Source organism: Oceanisphaera avium (genome assembly GCF_002157875.1).
Taxonomy (GTDB): domain Bacteria; phylum Pseudomonadota; class Gammaproteobacteria; order Enterobacterales; family Aeromonadaceae; genus Oceanimonas; species Oceanimonas avium.
The window spans coordinates 1,755,413-1,772,450 of the sequence record NZ_CP021376.1; the positions used below are offsets into that span (position 1 = coordinate 1,755,413).

General features: G+C 46.9%; 16 protein-coding genes. 6 read left to right on the top strand and 10 right to left on the bottom strand.

From position 1 onward, the window contains the following. Window positions 1-14 precede the first annotated feature (14 nt). Window positions 15-665 (bottom strand): DsbA family oxidoreductase, encoded by a 651-nt coding sequence (locus tag CBP12_RS08100; protein ID WP_086963980.1) that lies wholly within the window; start codon window positions 663-665, stop codon window positions 15-17. Window positions 666-742: 77 nt separating this feature from the next. Next, the gene (gene chaB / locus CBP12_RS08105) at window positions 743-973 is read right to left on the bottom strand and encodes a putative cation transport regulator ChaB (protein ID WP_086963981.1); all 231 of its coding nucleotides are present in this window, start codon (window positions 971-973) and stop codon (window positions 743-745) included. A 189-nt stretch (window positions 974-1,162) separates the two neighbouring features. Here chaB and CBP12_RS08110 point away from each other — a divergent pair, with 189 nt between their 5' ends. The 4 genes from CBP12_RS08110 to CBP12_RS08125 all read left to right on the top strand — a co-directional run bounded on the left by CBP12_RS08110 (window position 1,163) and on the right by CBP12_RS08125 (window position 3,180). Then, window positions 1,163-1,684, top strand: a complete 522-nt coding sequence (locus CBP12_RS08110) for a hypothetical protein (RefSeq protein ID WP_086963982.1) — start codon at window positions 1,163-1,165, stop codon at window positions 1,682-1,684. A 92-nt stretch (window positions 1,685-1,776) separates the two neighbouring features. Continuing rightward, complete coding sequence (locus CBP12_RS08115) at window positions 1,777-2,019, top strand: hypothetical protein (protein ID WP_086963983.1); 243 nt, start codon at window positions 1,777-1,779, stop codon at window positions 2,017-2,019. Window positions 2,020-2,257: 238 nt separating this feature from the next. Further along, the gene (locus tag CBP12_RS08120; protein WP_086963984.1) at window positions 2,258-2,791 is read left to right on the top strand and encodes a CIA30 family protein; all 534 of its coding nucleotides are present in this window, start codon (window positions 2,258-2,260) and stop codon (window positions 2,789-2,791) included. 176 nt (window positions 2,792-2,967) lie between these two features. Continuing rightward, on the top strand, window positions 2,968-3,180 hold the full coding sequence (locus tag CBP12_RS08125; RefSeq protein WP_086963985.1) for a hypothetical protein: 213 nt from the start codon (window positions 2,968-2,970) through the stop codon (window positions 3,178-3,180). Window positions 3,181-3,818: 638 nt separating this feature from the next. On the opposite strand, the gene CBP12_RS08130 is transcribed toward CBP12_RS08125, so the two are convergent. The 4 genes from CBP12_RS08130 to prfB all read right to left on the bottom strand — a co-directional run bounded on the left by CBP12_RS08130 (window position 3,819) and on the right by prfB (window position 8,834). Then, on the bottom strand, window positions 3,819-4,169 hold the full coding sequence (locus CBP12_RS08130; RefSeq protein ID WP_086963986.1) for a hypothetical protein: 351 nt from the start codon (window positions 4,167-4,169) through the stop codon (window positions 3,819-3,821). Window positions 4,170-4,458: 289 nt separating this feature from the next. Continuing rightward, window positions 4,459-5,979 (bottom strand): FMN-binding glutamate synthase family protein, encoded by a 1,521-nt coding sequence (locus CBP12_RS08135; protein ID WP_086963987.1) that lies wholly within the window; start codon window positions 5,977-5,979, stop codon window positions 4,459-4,461. Window positions 5,980-6,225: 246 nt separating this feature from the next. Beyond that, window positions 6,226-7,713, bottom strand: a complete 1,488-nt coding sequence (lysS, locus tag CBP12_RS08140; protein ID WP_198341776.1) for a lysine--tRNA ligase — start codon at window positions 7,711-7,713, stop codon at window positions 6,226-6,228. A 22-nt stretch (window positions 7,714-7,735) separates the two neighbouring features. After that, a protein-coding gene (prfB, locus tag CBP12_RS08145; protein ID WP_157420079.1) for a peptide chain release factor 2 occupies window positions 7,736-8,834 on the bottom strand; the annotation gives its coding sequence in 2 pieces (ribosomal slippage) (window positions 7,736-8,758 and window positions 8,760-8,834; 1,098 coding nt in all). A gap of 232 nt (window positions 8,835-9,066) precedes the next feature. On the opposite strand from prfB, the gene CBP12_RS08150 reads away from it, so the two are divergent. Beyond that, window positions 9,067-10,950 (top strand): methyl-accepting chemotaxis protein, encoded by a 1,884-nt coding sequence (locus CBP12_RS08150; RefSeq protein ID WP_086963988.1) that lies wholly within the window; start codon window positions 9,067-9,069, stop codon window positions 10,948-10,950. Window positions 10,951-11,055: 105 nt separating this feature from the next. Here CBP12_RS08150 and CBP12_RS08155 read toward each other — a convergent pair whose 3' ends face one another. The 3 genes from CBP12_RS08155 to xerD form a co-directional block, all read right to left on the bottom strand. Next, a complete protein-coding gene (locus tag CBP12_RS08155; RefSeq protein ID WP_332454881.1) occupies window positions 11,056-11,217 on the bottom strand; it encodes a YgaP family membrane protein in 162 nt (53 codons plus the stop codon). A 249-nt stretch (window positions 11,218-11,466) separates the two neighbouring features. Further along, the gene (gene recJ / locus CBP12_RS08160) at window positions 11,467-13,197 is read right to left on the bottom strand and encodes a single-stranded-DNA-specific exonuclease RecJ (RefSeq protein ID WP_086963989.1); all 1,731 of its coding nucleotides are present in this window, start codon (window positions 13,195-13,197) and stop codon (window positions 11,467-11,469) included. A gap of 860 nt (window positions 13,198-14,057) precedes the next feature. Next, entirely contained in the window at window positions 14,058-14,945 is an 888-nt protein-coding gene (gene xerD / locus CBP12_RS08165; RefSeq protein ID WP_086963990.1) for a site-specific tyrosine recombinase XerD, read from the bottom strand. A gap of 74 nt (window positions 14,946-15,019) precedes the next feature. Between xerD and fldB the strand changes: the two genes are divergently transcribed. Further along, complete coding sequence (gene fldB / locus CBP12_RS08170; RefSeq protein ID WP_086963991.1) at window positions 15,020-15,535, top strand: flavodoxin FldB; 516 nt, start codon at window positions 15,020-15,022, stop codon at window positions 15,533-15,535. A gap of 111 nt (window positions 15,536-15,646) precedes the next feature. Here the strand turns inward: fldB and brnQ are convergent, their stop codons facing one another. Further along, window positions 15,647-16,915, bottom strand: a complete 1,269-nt coding sequence (gene brnQ, locus CBP12_RS08175) for a branched-chain amino acid transport system II carrier protein (protein WP_232455196.1) — start codon at window positions 16,913-16,915, stop codon at window positions 15,647-15,649. Between the last annotated feature and the right edge of the window lie 123 nt (window positions 16,916-17,038).

A 17,038-nucleotide genomic window follows, 5' to 3' on the forward strand; every position in this document is an offset into this window, starting at 1 on the left:
CTCACTTAAATAAGCTAAGTCCGCGCCAGCGGGCTTAGCTCAGCGATGGCATCAAGCCAAGCCGCGGGCTCTTGAGCTCCCGTGAGCAAATGCTGATCATTAATAATAAAAGCCGGTACCGAGCTAATACCTAGTTGCTGGTAATAGGCTTGTTCTTCTCGCACCACAGCCCCATAGTCATTATTAGCTAACACAGTGCGCGCCGGCGCAACCGCGAGCCCTACTTCACTCACACAATCGAGTAAGACCTCTGGCTGAGACACATCTTTCGCTTGTCCAAAATAGGCATTAAATAACGCTTGAGTCAGCGCCGTTTGCCAGCCCTGCTCTGCCGCCCATTTAACTAAGCGGTGGGCGTCAAACGTATTACAAATAGGACGCGCGTGAATTTTATTAAAATTAATCCCTAGCGATTGAGCAAGCGTTTGCAGATGGGCTTGCATCTGGTGCATCTCTTGCTCACTACGCCCATACTTTTGTGCCAACGCCGGCAAAATAAGCTCACCTTGGCCGCGGTATTCAGGACGTAACTCAAAAGCGCGCCAATGAAGCGTAAATAGATAATCTGCGCTTAACTGTGCCATCGCTTGCTCTAATCGGGCATAGCCAATAGCACACCAAGGGCAGGCAATATCTGACACTATATCGATGTGTATAGACTGCAAAATAAACCTCTCTTAAGCCTCTAATGAATGCTAAAGGCCGCCTGAATAGACGGCCTTTCTTAACCTGCAGTACAGCATTATTTTTTAGGGTGCCAGCGCTCATCTTCCCCTTTCGCGTACTTATGCTTTACCGCCGCCCACGCCACTTTATGCGCCGTTTCTTCGCGAGAGCTATCGCCTTGGCGTTCTTCAGCACTTTTATACTCATCATAAGCACTATTAAAGGCCGCGCGATAAATATCCTGAGCATGGCTTGGCAATACATTCGTTACATTATCGGGTAAGTCTTTATTAGCAGAATAAGGCATGGCTCCTCCATCCGGTTTTTAATAACTCGTTTGCCAGTATAGTTAAAAAAGTGCGGTGAGGGTTCGACAGTTTGTGACGCTGGCAATTAAAAAGACTCAAACAAACCACTTTTTAAGCCATGATGTTAGTAATCAGCTGCTACAGTTAAATTGAAACCTGAATCAAACACTCTGATGGAGGTGCTGATAATGACTGACCATACTGTTTTACTTGGCGAAGATTTTCCTCATAAAGTAAGTGCAGAATATCCCAGCCGCGAGTCAGCAGAACAAGCGGTGCAACGCTTAACCGAGCACGCTCAGATCCCAAGAACTCAAATTAATATCGTGCAGCCTAATGATCCTTTAATTGCGCGCAAATTAGAGCCAGAAGTCACAGGCATTCGCCGCACGCTAGCACGCTCCCATCTAGTATTTGGTGGTGCTGGGTTAGTATTAGGCCTAGTGGTGGCCTTGATCCTAGTCAGTGTAGGGCCGGTATTAACCCGCTCTAGTCCCCTATTTACCTTTATCGTCTTTGGTTTTTTCTTCACCATCTTTGGTTTATTACTGGCCGGTTTAGTGTCGTTGCGCCCCGATCATGACTCCATGATAGCGAAAACACGCACCGCCTCTCGCACCGGCCAGTGGACGGTTATCGTGCATTGTCAGGATCAAGACCAGCAAGAGCGAGCAAAAGAAGTAGTAAACACGACTGCGGAAACCTTATAAAGCCCACCGTCATGATACCGAGCTAAGCTCGGTATTTTTTATTAAAGACTTAAACCTAAATTGATACCACATTTTATTAAGGAGCGCAGATTGTGAATACTGAATTTACCAATGCCCCCACCAAAGCCATGTATCAACATATTAAAGAAACTCACCCGCTGCCTTTAATCAATGAAGCGACCGAAGCCAAAACCGGTTACATCGGCTTAAAAGGCTTAGCCGCAGAAGTGAAAGCCGAATATTCCGAGCGCTTTAAACAAGAGTTTAGTGAAGCAGAATTTGCTCAAATAGACTGGCAGCAAATAGTCGCGATGCTTGCCACCTTAGGACAGTAACTGAAAAATGGCAGCTCTTAGGGCTGCTTAAGTTATTTAGCACTTATTTTTATGGCTTACCAAATTGACGGGCAATGGTGCTGCGCCCCCTACTTTTCATCTACCTGAAGTTTGAATAATAAGACTAAGCAATAACCTGAGCTGCAATTTAAATGTCCGAAATTAATAGCTCAGCCTATCTGCTAATCTGTGATTAATTCCGTCATAAATTAGATACTAGCAAGGAGAGCGAACGCTGATGAATGAAAAAATAAAGACGCACGGCCCAGCTGTACCCTCGGAGCAACTCATTGATGTTTATAACAGTACTCAACATGAGCCTTCAGCTTGGAAGATGATCAGCGATCAGGTGATGGGTGGCGTTTCCAGTGGGGACTTACACCAAACGCAATATCAAAACGCGACTGCTACTTGCTTAACGGGGCGTACCAGCTTGGATAATAACGGTGGCTTTGTGCAAATGAAGCTAGATATTGAGCCCAGTGAGTTAAGTGCTGACTATAAAGGGCTATTTATCGAGCTGGCCGGCAATTCACACCATTATAACTTGCATGTAAAAACTACTCAGCTCACTCGTCCTTGGCAATCTTTTCGCTACACCTTAGCCGTAGCACCACATTGGACTCGATTCATTGTGCCCTTTGAGCAATTGCTCGCGCATCGCACCGAAACAGAGTTTCAACAAACCGAGATCAATAGTGTTGCAGTAGTGGCGATTGGTGAGGAATTTGAAGTAGAGATATGTGTACGCCGATTTGGTTTTTATAAATAAACCACGGTCACTGCGGCTTAGACTGAGCCTCGTTGCTAGCAAAGAGTCGCTAAGATCTCAAAAATTCAAACTCACACTCTTTGAGTGTCGGTCTAAGGCCATATGCTAGAGTGTTAACAACAGTGGCCTGCAACACCTTATGGCCTTATTTGCGCCCAAACCTTAAGGAGGTTTATATGGTAGAGCACAACGCTGACGATTATCGCGCAAAGTTACTGCGTATCCTCGATAAAGACGCACGTAAAGATGAAGTAATGGAGATGTTCGAACAGAACCTAGAACTCGAAGCGGATAATGCAAAAGCCGCGGCCTATCTTGCCCTTAGCGAGGCCGATTTGAGTCACTTAACCTCCATCATCGATGAAGTGGACCACGAGCCAGAGCCGTAAAAATCTTAAGGCCGCGCTAATTCACACTCCCCCAGCAAGACGGCCTCGACTGGCAGTGACGTTTCGCTTTTTAATACCGTCTTCTCAAACCGAAGTCAGAGAATAGTTGCCGCGCATATTTGAAGCAATTATTCTCTGGCTCCAATTAACTTACCCAACAAGCCATTGATGTTAAAACTCTCGCTTAAAAAAACTGCTGAGATAACTGGCCTATTAAGTCTTCACCAACATAGGCGAGCGTAATCGAGTCCAGTCAGTTTGCTGGCGTTTGTGATTGGCCTTGTTAAGCGGTAGGTTCCAATAACGCTGGTAAATTAATAAACTTCAATTCTATCCGCTTCTCATATATTTTTAGCATTTTTAATGTATCTATGTCGTACATTAACTTACCACCATGCTTTGCTACATTACTCTGCGGTAAGAAGATATAATCACGAACATTCTTATCTAAACCCCACCATTTGCACACATAGATGTTTAAAAAAGAAACAACGGCCTGAATAGATAATTCAGCCTCGCTTACAGACCAGCTTTCTATTTCTAAAGTTAAATTTTGAATAGGCTTATTTTTTGGAGAAACACTTTCTAACTCTTGATGATACCAAGCATAATTCCCATCTTTTTTTCTGATTTATAAATTATTTTTTAGAGTAGACTTTAGAATGTACACTCTCATTTCTCAGCTGAATTAGTCGTTTTACAGATTGGTATTCTTTACATCCTTTATCTATTTTATTATCAGTATTATTAAGTAAAACCAACTCAAACTTTTCAAGAAGATGGTAGTCTTTTTCACTGACCTTCTCATCTAATGCTTCAAGAATACTATTTGAAGCAGCCTCTAAACAATAAATACTTGTCAAGATAGAGGATGTAACAAGGCATCGCTTTAAAAAATTATCATCTGTGTGCTCAGCTTCATGCAATAAACGCATGGATTTACCGAGCAGACTAAAGAAACTATTTTTTACTTTCTCACCAGATTGCATGATCTCTGCCTTATATGGCGCTTAACAACTTATTAGTAAACTTACTCTTTTTTGTATTTGAGATTACCTATTAAGTATTAAAATAGGTACTTAATTATAAACGACTTTAGCATCAAAACATTGATCTACTTGGTAGAAAATCGTGTCTGCATACTTTCCTGTTTGTAGGATACATAAAGCCTGATCCGCCTCAAACCAGTGCATTTATAAATGCGACAACCCACTAATACTGTAATAGAAAAGGCGTAGCTTTTTGGCCACACCTTAGTTTTAAGTAGTTAATTAACTATTAAGACTCTTTAATTTCTGGCTTTAATTTTTTTGACGTTTCTGGATAAAGGAGATTAAGCGCTACCCCGCCACCATCCACCACCACGGCGGCGTGCTCGCGGGTGAGTAATCTGGGTTCAACTACGCCACAAGAGTGGGCAATGGTTTCTACTTCATGCACTAAGTTATTGTGATAGCTGGCAATGCGGCCGGCTTTTACTTCAGGTACTAGCCCTTGCTGTAAGCGCGGGTTATGAGTAGTAATGCCGGTGGGGCAGGTATTTTTATTACACTGCAAGGCTTGAATACAACCTAAGCCAAACATAAAGCCGCGCGCCGAGACAATAAAGTCTGCGCCCATACACAGTGCAGCAGCAACATCGGTGGGGTTAATTAGTTTACCCGAGGCAATCACTCGAATGCGATCTCGTAAGCCGGATCGAATTAGCTGATTCACTAATAGCGGTAAGCTATCGCGCAGTGGCAAACCCACGCTGTCCATTAATGGCATAGGCGCGGCACCGGTGCCGCCATCGGCGCTATCTAGGGTAATGAAATCAGGCGCGCAATCTACGCCGCGCGCACTAATGCGTTCACAAAAATCACTTAACCACTCGGTGGTGCCGAGCACTAATTTGAAACCCACCGGTTTGCCGGTAACTTCACGCACATGGCCTATAAAGTCTAATAAGGAGTCGATACAGCGAATTTCTGGATGGCGGTTTGGGCTAATGGAAGCCACGCCTTCGGGGATGCCGCGCACCGCTGCAATTTCTGCGGTAACTTTTTCGGCCGGTAAAATGCCGCCCTTCCCTGGCTTAGCGCCTTGGGAGAGCTTAATTTCAAACATTTTAACTTGCTCAATGTCACTAATGGCTTTGAGCTTTTCGTCATCTAGTTTGCCTTCATGATTACGCACGCCGTATTTAGCGGTGCCAATTTGAAAAACCACATCACAGCCACCCTCAAGATGATACTCCGATAAGCCGCCCTCACCGGTATTCATCCAGCAACCGGCTTTAGCCGCCCCCATGCTTAAAGCACGGACTGCCGGCTTTGACAGCGCGCCAAAGCTCATGCCGGAGATATTAAAAAACGACGGTGCATCATAAGGCGTGCGGCAATTGGAGCCAATACGCAGCGGCTGGGTAGAAACGGCGTCTTCTTCTAAGGTAGGAAAGGGGCAGTTTAAAAAATAATAAGTGCCGGGCTTAGATAAGTCTCGAGTAGAGCCAAACGCTACGGTGTTATTTACGTTTTTGGCCGCTCTATATACCCAAGAGCGCTGCGCGCGGTTAAAGGGCATTTCCTCCCGGTCCATGGCAAAGAAATATTGGCGAAAAAACTCCCCTAAGTGTTCAAACACATAACGAAAGCGGCCAATAATGGGATAGTTACGGCGAATACTGTGCACGGTTTGGCGCTTATCGGCACGATACATGCGCCAACCCGTAATGGTAAGCCCCACTATGGTTAGCAGTAAGACGGTGCCCACTACCACAATAAAAATAACGGCGGCTTGAGTCCAAGTTTCATTCATAAAATAGCGATCCAATAGGAGTGACTGGCGTATGCTAACGTGAAGCTTTAGCTAACAGCAACCGCTGTTAAATAAGTTGCAGGCGCCCTCACTGATTGGCCTACCTATTTAGTAAAGCTGCTAAGTTATAAGCGCTCATACCTAAATAGTGCGCGCTATGAGCAGCATAAAAAAGGCGTGAGGATTTATCCTCACGCCTACTCTTTATTGTTTATTCTTGTTGCGGCACTTTCTCTGTGAAAAAGCCTACTTTGCGCTAGGGCGCAGTGTAGGGAATAAGATCACATCGCGAATAGTGTGCGAGTTGGTTAACAACATCACTAAACGGTCGATCCCTATGCCTTGGCCGGCGGTGGGGGGCAAGCCGTGCTCTAACGCCACTACATAGTCTTCATCGAAGAACATGGCTTCATCGTCACCGGCTTCTTTTTGGTTGACTTGATCTAAGAAGCGCTGCGCCTGATCTTCGGCGTCGTTTAACTCGGCAAAGCCGTTGGCAATTTCACGACCGCCGATAAAGAACTCAAAGCGCTCGGTTATGCTGGGATCCTTATCATCACGGCGCGCCAGCGGTGACACTTCAGCCGGATACTCGGTAATAAAGGTCGGCTGAATTAAGCGATGCTCAACGGTTTCTTCAAAGATCTCGGTGATCACTCGGCCTAAGCCCCAGCTCTTTTCCGTTTTAATCTTCAAGTCTTTAGCGATCTCAAGCGCACTGTCTAAGGTGCTTAACTGCTCGGCGGTCACTTGTGGATTAAATTCCAGAATCGAGTTCTTCATGCTTAAACGTGCAAAAGGCTGACCAAACTCAAAGGTCTCTTCACCGTATTGCACGGTAGAGCTGCCCAGCACTTCGGTAGTCACGGTGCGTAGCATGTCCTCGGTGAAGTCCATTAAATCTTGGTAGTTAGCATAAGCCCAGTAAAATTCCATCATGGTAAATTCTGGGTTATGACGCGGCGATAAGCCTTCGTTACGAAAGTTACGGTTAATTTCGAATACTTTCTCAAAGCCGCCCACCACCAAGCGCTTTAAATACAGCTCGGGCGCAATACGCAAATACATGTCCATGTCCAGCGCATTGTGATGAGTGATAAACGGGCGAGCCGAGGCGCCGCCTGGGATCACTTGCATCATGGGTGTTTCTACTTCCATAAAGTCGTGATCATTCATAAATTTACGAATGGCCGCCACCACTTGTGAGCGCACTCTAAAGGTGGTGCGCGACTCATCATTAGTGATCAAGTCTAAATAGCGCTGGCGATAGCGAGTTTCTTGATCCGATAAGCCGTGAAATTTCTCAGGCAAGGGGCGCAGCGCTTTAGTTAGCAATTGGAAGTTATCCATGCTCACGTATAAGTCGCCTTTGCCAGATTTATGCAAAATACCGGTCACACCGATAATATCGCCAATATCTAGGCCGACGTATTTATCTTTAATAATGGCTTGCGCGTCTTTAGTGGTGTAAGCCTGAATACGACCGCTTACATCTTGCAGCACCAAAAACGGGCCGCGCTTGGCCATAATGCGCCCCGCCACCGATACGGTTTTATTCAGCTCAACGAGTGCTTCTTTATCAAGCTCACCAAATTCGGCTTGCAGATCGACGCTTAAGTGCTCGCGATGAAAGTTATTAGGGTGGCCATTGGCCGGACAATCTTTGCGAATGTGATCAAGCTTGGCACGGCGCTCGGCGATCAGCTTATTTTCGTCTTGTACTTGCTCTGTCATGATTTGCCTTAATAAAAACTGATTAAAGTCCAGACTTGAGGCTGGCCTCAATAAATTTGTCTAAACTACCGTCGAGTACGGCTTGCGTGTTACTGGTTTCAACGCCAGTGCGTAAGTCTTTAATGCGCGAGTCGTCCAACACATAAGAGCGGATCTGACTGCCCCAGCCAATGTCAGACTTGCTGTCTTCCATGGCCTGTTTTTCTGCATTTTGTTTTTGTAGCTCATATTCATAGAGCTTGGCTTTCAGCTGTTTCATCGCCTGATCGCGGTTTTTATGCTGAGAGCGGTCATTTTGACACTGCACCACTATGCCCGTGGGCTCGTGGGTTAAGCGCACCGCGGAGTCGGTGCGGTTAACGTGCTGACCACCGGCACCCGAGGCGCGGTAGGTATCGGTGCGAATATCAGACGGATTAATATCGATTTGAATATTGTCATCAATCTCTGGATAAACGAAGGCCGAGCAAAATGAGGTGTGACGCCGTCCACCCGAGTCAAAGGGCGATTTGCGCACTAGACGGTGCACGCCAGACTCGGTGCGAAGCCAGCCGAAGGCATAGTCGCCGCTAAATTTCACGGTAGCGGATTTAACGCCAGCCACATCGCCATCGGAGAGTTCAATAATTTCGGTTTTAAAGCCGCGCGACTCGCCCCAGCGTAAATACATGCGCAGCACCATGCTGCACCAATCTTGGGCCTCGGTACCGCCCGAGCCAGATTGTAGGTCTAGGTAGCAATCGTTGCTGTCGTGATCGCCAGAAAACATGCGATGAAACTCAAGATCAATCAGCTTTTTATCTAGCAGCTCTACATCGGCTTGGGCTTCTTCAAAGGTTTCTTCGTCGTCTTCTTCTTGCGCCAGCTCAACCAGCTCGGCGATATCGACGATGCCGCGGTCTAACTCATCGAGGGTTTCAACCACGGTTTCCAGTGCGGATCTTTCTTTACCCAGTGCTTGGGCACGCTCGGGCTGATTCCATACATCCGGCTGTTCTAGCTCGGCGTTTACCTCTTCTAGACGCTCTTTTTTAGCGTCATAGTCAAAGGTACCCCCTAAGAAGCTGGGTCCGTTCGGACAGCTCCTTAAGTTTATTATTCACAGGGTTAACTTCTAACATGGGTCTAATGACTCTCTCTTGAACTGAGTGATAGCACGGGTGATTAAACGGTGCAGGTGGCGTTTGCCACATCAGGGGCTAATTCTACCGAAAGCTGACCATAAACGCAGCAGCCATTGCGAGATTTGTCACTGGTCACACTATTAACGTATGTTTATCTTATTTTTAACTTTAATTTAAATATTTGGCATAAGATACGGCTATAACACCGCCCTTGATGTGAAGATAAAATATGAATAACTTAAAATTAAAACATAAGATTTTGCTGAGTTTTATTATCGCCATCACTATCACGGTGGCGGCGTTAAGTACCATTAGCTTTATGAACTTAAAAGCCCAACTTTATGAAGATAGCGAAACTTTAGTGGCTAACTTAAGTTTGCGTGAAGCAGAAAAAGTATCTTACTGGTTTGAAATTCGCGAACGCATGCTGATTGCTGCAGGCAAACAAGTGGCACAGAGTCCAAGCGCGGCACTGACTCAAGCAGAAGAAAGCGGTCATTTTGCCGTTACCTACTTTAGTAATACTCAAGGTCAAACTCAGTACAGTATCTCCATTAGTGAAGATGCAGGTTATGACCCCCGTACTCGCCCTTGGTATCAGCAAGCCACGCAAAAAAATGGCCCTATCATTACCTCGCCCTACGAAGATGCTTCCGATCTTGGCACTGTGGTGTCCCTCGCTACGCCCGTTAAGCAAAATGGTCGCCTAATAGGGGTAATGGCCGGTGACGTGACCATTAGTAAGCTGATTCAAGACATTAATGATATTCAGCTTCCCGCTCAAGGTTACGCTATGATGCTAAGCCGTGATGGCACCGTTATCGCCTATCACGATGAAGCCCTTATTTTGCAGCCTGCCAGTAAAATCGATAGCGATATTAACGTCGCTAATCAAGAGCAATGGCTTAAAAGTGATGCGCTGCATCAGGTACAGCTAGGTGATAAAGATAAATTAGTTTATAGCCAAGCCATTCCTAATACTGATTGGCAGTTACTGATGGTGCTCGACAAAAATGCCCTAGAAGCACCGCTTACGCCTCTCTTATTACAGCAATTAGGCATTGCCACCCTAGTGGTGGTGGTCGCAGTGATATTAATTAGCTTATTAGTGCAATGGCTATTAGCGCCTTTATTACGGGTCTCTCATGCCTTAGAGCAAATTGCCAGCGGTAAAGGGGATTTGACGCGTCGTATTGATATTCAAAGCCAAGATGAAGTGGGTATGCTCGCCACTAACTTTAACCGCTTTGTAGCCAGTCAAGCCGAGCTGATTGGTCAAATTCGCAGCCAAGCCCAGTATTTAGGAAATGCTGCTGAGCAAGCCTCGGCGCGGGCTAATCAAACCGTGACCGACTTAGGCCGCCAGCAACAAGAAGTGACTATGGTGGCCACCGCTGTGACCGAGATGGCTTCGGCTACGCAAGAGATCGCTAATAACGCCGAGCAAACCGCCGCCGCGGCTCAGCAATCCAGTAACAATACTGCTCAAGGTAAACAGCAGGTCAATAAAACCCGTGACTCTATCCAATTACTGTCTTTAGAAATGGTGCACGCTTCTGAGGTGATTGAGCGCCTTAATTTACATGCACAAAATATCTCTAGCGTGTTATCCACCATTCAAGGCATCGCCGAGCAAACCAACCTGTTAGCGCTGAACGCCGCCATCGAAGCGGCGCGAGCCGGCGAGCAGGGTCGCGGTTTTGCGGTGGTGGCCGATGAGGTGCGGGTATTATCGCAGCGTACTCATGCGTCTACCGAGGAGATCCAAGTCACCATTTCTACTTTACAAAGTGCCACTAAAGAAGCGGTACAGTTAATGGATACCAGTCGTAATTTAGCCGAGCTGAGTGTCGAAGATGCCGAAGCTGCCGCCGTGGTACTTACCGAAATCACCAGCTCAGTGGCGCTCATCTCCGATATGGCCAGCCAAATTGCCACTGCCGCCGAAGAACAAAGCCAAGTGACCGGTGAAATTACCCAAAACACCACCACCATTAAAGACGTGGCCGATGAATTAGCCGAAGACGCCAATAACTCACTCACCCAATCTAAAGGCTTATATGAGCAAGCCGGAAAATTAAATAACTTAGTGAGTGCTTTTATTCTTAAATAAGTAGTCACAGTGCTTAAATAGCAAAAGGGAGCGCTAACGCTCCCTTTTTAAAGAGGGTATTAATGCCTGTGGATCAAGGCTTAGGTGGGGAGCAAGTACTGATCCCTAACATAGAATAAACGGGGAAAACCCCAGCACGGCCGTAGTTAAGAGCAACACGCCCAGCCAGCCCCACGCACTGTGTGGCCCCACAAAAACCAGTGCAATTAACACTATACCGACTAGGGCTCGCACGCTCCTATCTAATTTGCCCATATTACATCTCATCTGTCTTCTCCCTAAGCCCAGATCAATAAGTGTACGCTAGCCTAAGCTTGCCTTGAGCTTAGGTCATAAAATCTCGCACAATAATTAAATCTAAAAAAATTGCACTCTCAATGGCCTTTGTTGTAAAAGGCCATAGTAATAATTAATAACAGTGCAGCGCTAGGGGCATACTACAGGCTAAAACATAATGATGTTGAACTATCATTTAAAATAAGCGCGGCGAAATTATGCTATTGATTTTGTTTATTATTATAGCGGCGCTATATTGTCAACAATGAGTTGCAGCGATTGTTTACCCTGCCACTCATTAATATCTAACTTATATACGAGCTGCACTTTATTGATAGCCGCATTAGGCCAGACACTTAAGTCCACATTAAAGGCAATAGCATCAATGAGGCTGCGACCTTCATCAATGCTCACCACTAATTTTAAATGCTTTTCACCCACTAAACGCTGTTTAATAATTCTAAACTCGCCATCAAATAAGGGCTCAGGAAATGACTGTCCCCAAGGACCAGCGGCGCGCACTTGCTCCGCTAACGGCAAGATGAGCTCTTCGCTCGCAAGGTCACCATCCGTTACAATTTCACCAGCTAATAACTCGGCGCTCACCCAAGTCGCCGCCACTCGCTCAAAGGCGGCTTTAAAGGGAGCCAGTGCCGATTTTCTTAAAGATAAGCCGGCCGCCATGGCGTGACCACCAAATTTATCAATGACTCCAGGCTGTTGGCGGTCTATCTCTTCTAGTAAATCCCGCAAATGCACGCCAGGAATGGAGCGGCCCGAGCCTTTAAGTTCATCTTCTCCCGCTTCAGCAAAGGCAATGACCGGTCTGTGATAGCGCTCTTTAATACGCGAGGCCACCAAGCCCACCACGCCTTGGTGCCAGTCATCTTGATGCAGCACTAAGCCATGAGGTAACTCACCTTGGCTAATATTAACTTTAGTGAGGCTGGCCAGCGCTTCATGCTGCATGCTGGCTTCAATGGCTTTACGCTCACGGTTAAGCTCATCCATCATGGCAGCAAGCTTTCGTGCTTCATCTAAATTTTCACTGAGTAAACAAGCCACACCCATCGACATATCATCAAGGCGCCCTACTGCATTTAAGCGTGGCCCCAGCGCAAAGCCAAGATCACTGGCCACTAAGCGCGATGGATTACGCTGGGAAATATCGATCAGCGCCTGAATACCCGGCCGTACCCGACCGGCGCGCATGCGCTGTAAGCCCTGATGCACTAATACCCGATTATTGCCATCAAGCGCCACCACATCGGCGACCGTACCCAGTGCCACGAGATCTAAGTATTCACCCATATTAGGTGCAGTAATACCTAAACGCTGAAACCAGCCTTGCTCGGTGAGAGCGGCGCGCAGTGCTAATAATAAATAAAAGGCCACGCCCACCCCTGCCAAGTTTTTAGAAGGAAACGCACAGCCTTCTTGATTAGGGTTAACAATGGCTGCTGCATCGGGCAGCTCATTACCTGGCAAGTGATGATCGGTCACTATTACCTGCATACCTTTTGCATTTGCTGCGGCAACTCCACTTACACTGGAAATGCCATTGTCGACGGTGATCAACAGCTCACCGCCCATGCGCGCCACTTCTTCGACGACCTGCGGGCTTAAGCCATAGCCATAATCGAAGCGATTAGGCACCAAATATTGCACTTGCCTCGCGCCCATGGCGCGCAAGCCATGCACCATAAGAGCCGAACTAGTAGCACCATCACAGTCAAAATCGCCCACTATTACTATGCTGCGCTGAGCCTCTAAACCTTGCACCAACACCTTGACCGCCTCAGCCATGCCTTTAAATTCTGGCTTAAGTAAGTTAGCAGCACTTAAATTAAGTTGCTCAGGGCTGACCACGCCACGACTGGCATAAAGGCGCTGAATAAGTGCGGGTAAGCTATCTGGCAATTGATGAGCAAGGCTTTGGCGGCGGCGAATATTAAGGCGTGATGACGTCATAGGAGGATCTATAAACACTGGTTATATAAACAGGAAAGTAACACTACCCCCAGCTCCGCCATTTTGCAATTAAGCTTGGCGCAGTGGTGAGTGAATGGTGAGGGGTAAAGAACACGAAACCAGTCAAGGTATATCTGTACCGAAACTCGCGCTATTTTTCCGTGTTTTTGTCTGCTTCTCGTAATAAAGAAGTGTGGCGAACAATCTTTAGTCGTTAAACACCGACCTCGAGATCCTGACTTTCGACACATGACGGCAAAATAAACACCGCCTATGCTGTCATACCAGGCTCGCCCCGGTATCTCGTTCTGATCTCTTAAAATCTAAACTGGGATCCTGATTTTCGGCACATGACGTGACACAGCAGAGAGAAGTGATCAGGGACTGGGGAATCGTTAAAACCAACGCTCGAGGCTCGGTGCTGTTCTTAATTATTGGCCGTCATACCGGTACCGGGGCGTAGCTCGGCATGACGTAGCCCCGGTATCTCGCTCTTAGTTTTGAAAACCTAAACCGAGATCCTGAAGCAAGTTCAGGATGACGGCATAAAGACCAACACCGATTTTTGTTAGCTTGGTGCTCGGCGCTGCCTTCTCTTTTCAGATCTAATCACTATTTTTCCGTGGATTCCGTGGCAGATTAGTCTTTAGTCTTTAAACCTAAAACGAGATCCTGAAACGAGTTCAGGATGACGGCATAAAGACCAACACCGATTTTTGTTTAGCTTGGTGCCGGGCGCTTGGTGCTCGGCGCTGACTTCCACTTTCAGATTTAATCTCTATTTTTCCGTGTTCTTCCGTGTATTCCGTGGCAAAAGATCTTTTAGTATTTAGCTTGGTGCTGGGCGCTTGGCGCTGCGGTTAACCTCTAGGGTGGTGCTCTGCATGGAGGGCGTTGAGTCTGTGGGTGGCGACGTGGGTATAAATTTGAGTGGTGGATAAGTCTGAGTGACCTAGCAGCATTTGCACTACCCGCAGATCGGCACCGTGATTGAGCAAATGGGTGGCAAAGGCGTGGCGCAAGGTGTGCGGTGATAAATCACTATTAATGCCGGCGCGCTGGGCATAAATTTTAATTCGGTGCCAAAAAGTTTGGCGAGTCATTTGCCGAGCCCGGCGCGAGGGAAACACTACATCTGAGGGCTGCTCGCCTAATAAAAAAGCGCGCGCCGCTTTTAAATATAGCGAAAGCCAATGCAACGCTTCTTCGCCCATGGGCACTAGTCGCTCTTTATTACCTTTACCGGTCACGCGCACCAAGCCTTGGCGCAGGCTAATGCTTTCCATGGATAATCCCACTAACTCACTGACTCGCAATCCCGTGGCATACAATAACTCCAACATGGCTTTATCACGCAGCTCTAGCGGATCATCTACTTCAGGCGCCTCCAATAGATTAAGCACTTGTTGTTCACTCAAGTCTTTGGGCAGTCGGCTTGGCAGCTTAGGGCCAGCAATTAAGATACTGGGATCGTCGAGTCGTAATTGCTCACGGTGCAAATACTGAAAAAAGCGGCGCAGTACGCTCAGCATGCGCGCCGTGCTACTGGCTTTAAAACCTGTATCGAGTCGATAAGCTAAATATTGCTGCAAGGTTGCGCCATCTACTGCCACTAGGCTATCACCTTCGCCGTCTAGCCAGCGAGCAAAGTGACTTAAGTCACTGCGATAGGAAGCTAGGGTATTATCGGCAAGCCCCTTTTCTAACCACAGGGCATCAACAAATTGTTCAATTAATGGATAACTCATTACCACTCCAAACTCTGCTCACAGAAAAGCTTCTGTTATGATAGCGCCATTGCCTGAAACGATAATGGGATGCCATGAATATCGGTTTATTTTACGGTTCAACCACCTGCTATACAGAAATGGCCGCCGAAAAAATTGGCGAACAACTCGGGGCTGAGCTGGTTGATTTGCATAATATCAAGGATGTGCCACTAGCGCGCGCTCAAGACTACCCCATCTTGATTTTGGGTATTTCTACCTGGGATTTTGGTGAGCTGCAAGAAGACTGGGAATCCCATTGGGATGACATAGACCAGCTTGATCTAAATGGCCATGTGGTGGCCTTGTTTGGCATGGGTGATCAGTTAGGCTATGGCGAATGGTTTCAAGATGCACTGGGTTTGTTACACGATAAAGTGATTGCCCAAGGCGCCACTGTCGTTGGCTATTGGCCAAATGTGGGTTATGAATTTGAAGCCTCTAAGGCCCTCACCGCAGACGGCGAATACTTTGTGGGTTTATCGCTGGATGAAGCCAATCAATATGATGATAGTGACGCGCGCATTCAAAGCTGGGTGGCCCAAATTTTAGAAGAAATGGCTGTCTTATAGCTAGAATGCCTTAGTCGACAGTCATACTTGCAAATTGCGCCGCAAAAAAAAGACCGACCGAGAGCAAACTCGGTCGGACTTTTTCATTGCTTAATAAAGCAATTAACGCAGCTAAGCCTGAGCCTCAGCGGCCTTTCTCTTCGGCGCGCTGAGGGTAAGGCCCACGATAGAGGCCACTGCCGTAGGAATAACCCATGCCATACCAATATCAAACATGGGTAACCAGTGGAACACCGACATATCTAAGCCGGCCGCTTGTAAGCCATCAATTAAGCCAAAGATTAAAGCCACCGCTAAAATCACCCGATACGCCATTACCGGACCGCGCATCAGTGGCTGTAAATAAGTCGCCAGTACTAGAGCAACCGCAACCGGGTAAAAAGCCACTAAAACCGGTACCGACAGGGCAATTAAACTATTAAGCCCAATATTTGCCACTAAGGTACATAACACCGACATAATCACTACCCAGCGGCGGTATCCTAACTTTCCGGTTAAGCGAAAGAAATAATCCCCACAAGCAGAAACCAAGCCCACGGCGGTAGTTAAACAGGCCAACGTCACGATGGCCGCTAAAATCCACAGTCCTGGAGTGCCAAATAAAGACAGCACATACGCACTGATGATTTCACCGCCATTATTAGCGCTATCCACTACGCCTAAGCTGGTGCCACCTAAAATAAATAGCGAAATATAAACAAAGCCTAATCCGGCAGCAGCAATCAGTGCCGCTATGGCCAAATAGCGCGACTGTACGCGTTTTTCCGTCACCCCTTTTTGGCGTAATACATCCAAAATAAGCATGCCAAACATTAAGGCGGCAAAGGTGTCCATGGTGTTGTAGCCCTCAATAAAGCCCTTTACAAAAGGCTGCGCTTGATAGACTTCACTCACCGGTGGCTGTGTGCCTTGAGGATTCATAAATACCGCTACTGCTAAGCTAATTAGCAGCAGCAATAAGATAGGGGTCAAGATTTTGCCAACCGCATCCAGCAACCGCCCTTGGTTAAGAGATAACAACAGCACTACCCCAAAAAAAACCAGGGTATAGAGCGTTAAAGTAAATTGGCTAGGATGAGCTAAAAAAGGTTTTAGGCCCATTTCATACGCCACTAAGCCGGTACGAGGCGCGGCAAAGGCAGGGCCAATAATAATAAATATCGCCGTGGCCATAATAGTGACCACTAGGGGAGGTAAATAACGACCCATAGTGGGTAAGCCGCCGCCGGCCATGGCTGCGGCCAGCAGCGTGACTAAGGGTAAGCCCACCGCAGTCAGCAAAAAGCCACTCATGGCACTGGGTAAATGCTCACCTGCTAAAAAGCCGGCTAACGGGGGGAAAATAATATTACCGGCGCCTAAAAAAAAGGCAAAGGTCATAAAACCTAAACCTAATATATCAAATGTGGTTAATGACTTATTCACGTACACCTCTTGCGGCTGCTGACTTAAGCCAGCTTCGTTTGCATTCAAACGATAATAACAATACGACTTGCCGCCACT

Bases quoted from the DNA above. Each gene is read 5' to 3' on its own strand.
- CBP12_RS08150 (WP_086963988.1), top strand. From the start codon at position 9,067: ATGAATAACTTAAAATTAAAACATAAGATTTTGCTGAGTTTTATTATC.
- brnQ (WP_232455196.1), bottom strand. From the start codon at position 16,915: ATGACCTTTGCCTTTTTTTTAGGCGCCGGTAATATTATTTTCCCCCCG.
- lysS (WP_198341776.1), bottom strand. From the start codon at position 7,713: ATGACAGAGCAAGTACAAGACGAAAATAAGCTGATCGCCGAGCGCCGT.
- CBP12_RS08110 (WP_086963982.1), top strand. From the start codon at position 1,163: ATGACTGACCATACTGTTTTACTTGGCGAAGATTTTCCTCATAAAGTA.
- chaB (WP_086963981.1), bottom strand. From the start codon at position 973: ATGCCTTATTCTGCTAATAAAGACTTACCCGATAATGTAACGAATGTA.
- recJ (WP_086963989.1), bottom strand. From the start codon at position 13,197: ATGACGTCATCACGCCTTAATATTCGCCGCCGCCAAAGCCTTGCTCAT.
- CBP12_RS08130 (WP_086963986.1), bottom strand. From the start codon at position 4,169: ATGCAATCTGGTGAGAAAGTAAAAAATAGTTTCTTTAGTCTGCTCGGT.
- CBP12_RS08125 (WP_086963985.1), top strand. From the start codon at position 2,968: ATGGTAGAGCACAACGCTGACGATTATCGCGCAAAGTTACTGCGTATC.
- CBP12_RS08155 (WP_332454881.1), bottom strand. From the start codon at position 11,217: ATGAGATGTAATATGGGCAAATTAGATAGGAGCGTGCGAGCCCTAGTC.
- CBP12_RS08135 (WP_086963987.1), bottom strand. From the start codon at position 5,979: ATGAATGAAACTTGGACTCAAGCCGCCGTTATTTTTATTGTGGTAGTG.
- CBP12_RS08120 (WP_086963984.1), top strand. From the start codon at position 2,258: ATGAATGAAAAAATAAAGACGCACGGCCCAGCTGTACCCTCGGAGCAA.
- fldB (WP_086963991.1), top strand. From the start codon at position 15,020: ATGAATATCGGTTTATTTTACGGTTCAACCACCTGCTATACAGAAATG.
- xerD (WP_086963990.1), bottom strand. From the start codon at position 14,945: ATGAGTTATCCATTAATTGAACAATTTGTTGATGCCCTGTGGTTAGAA.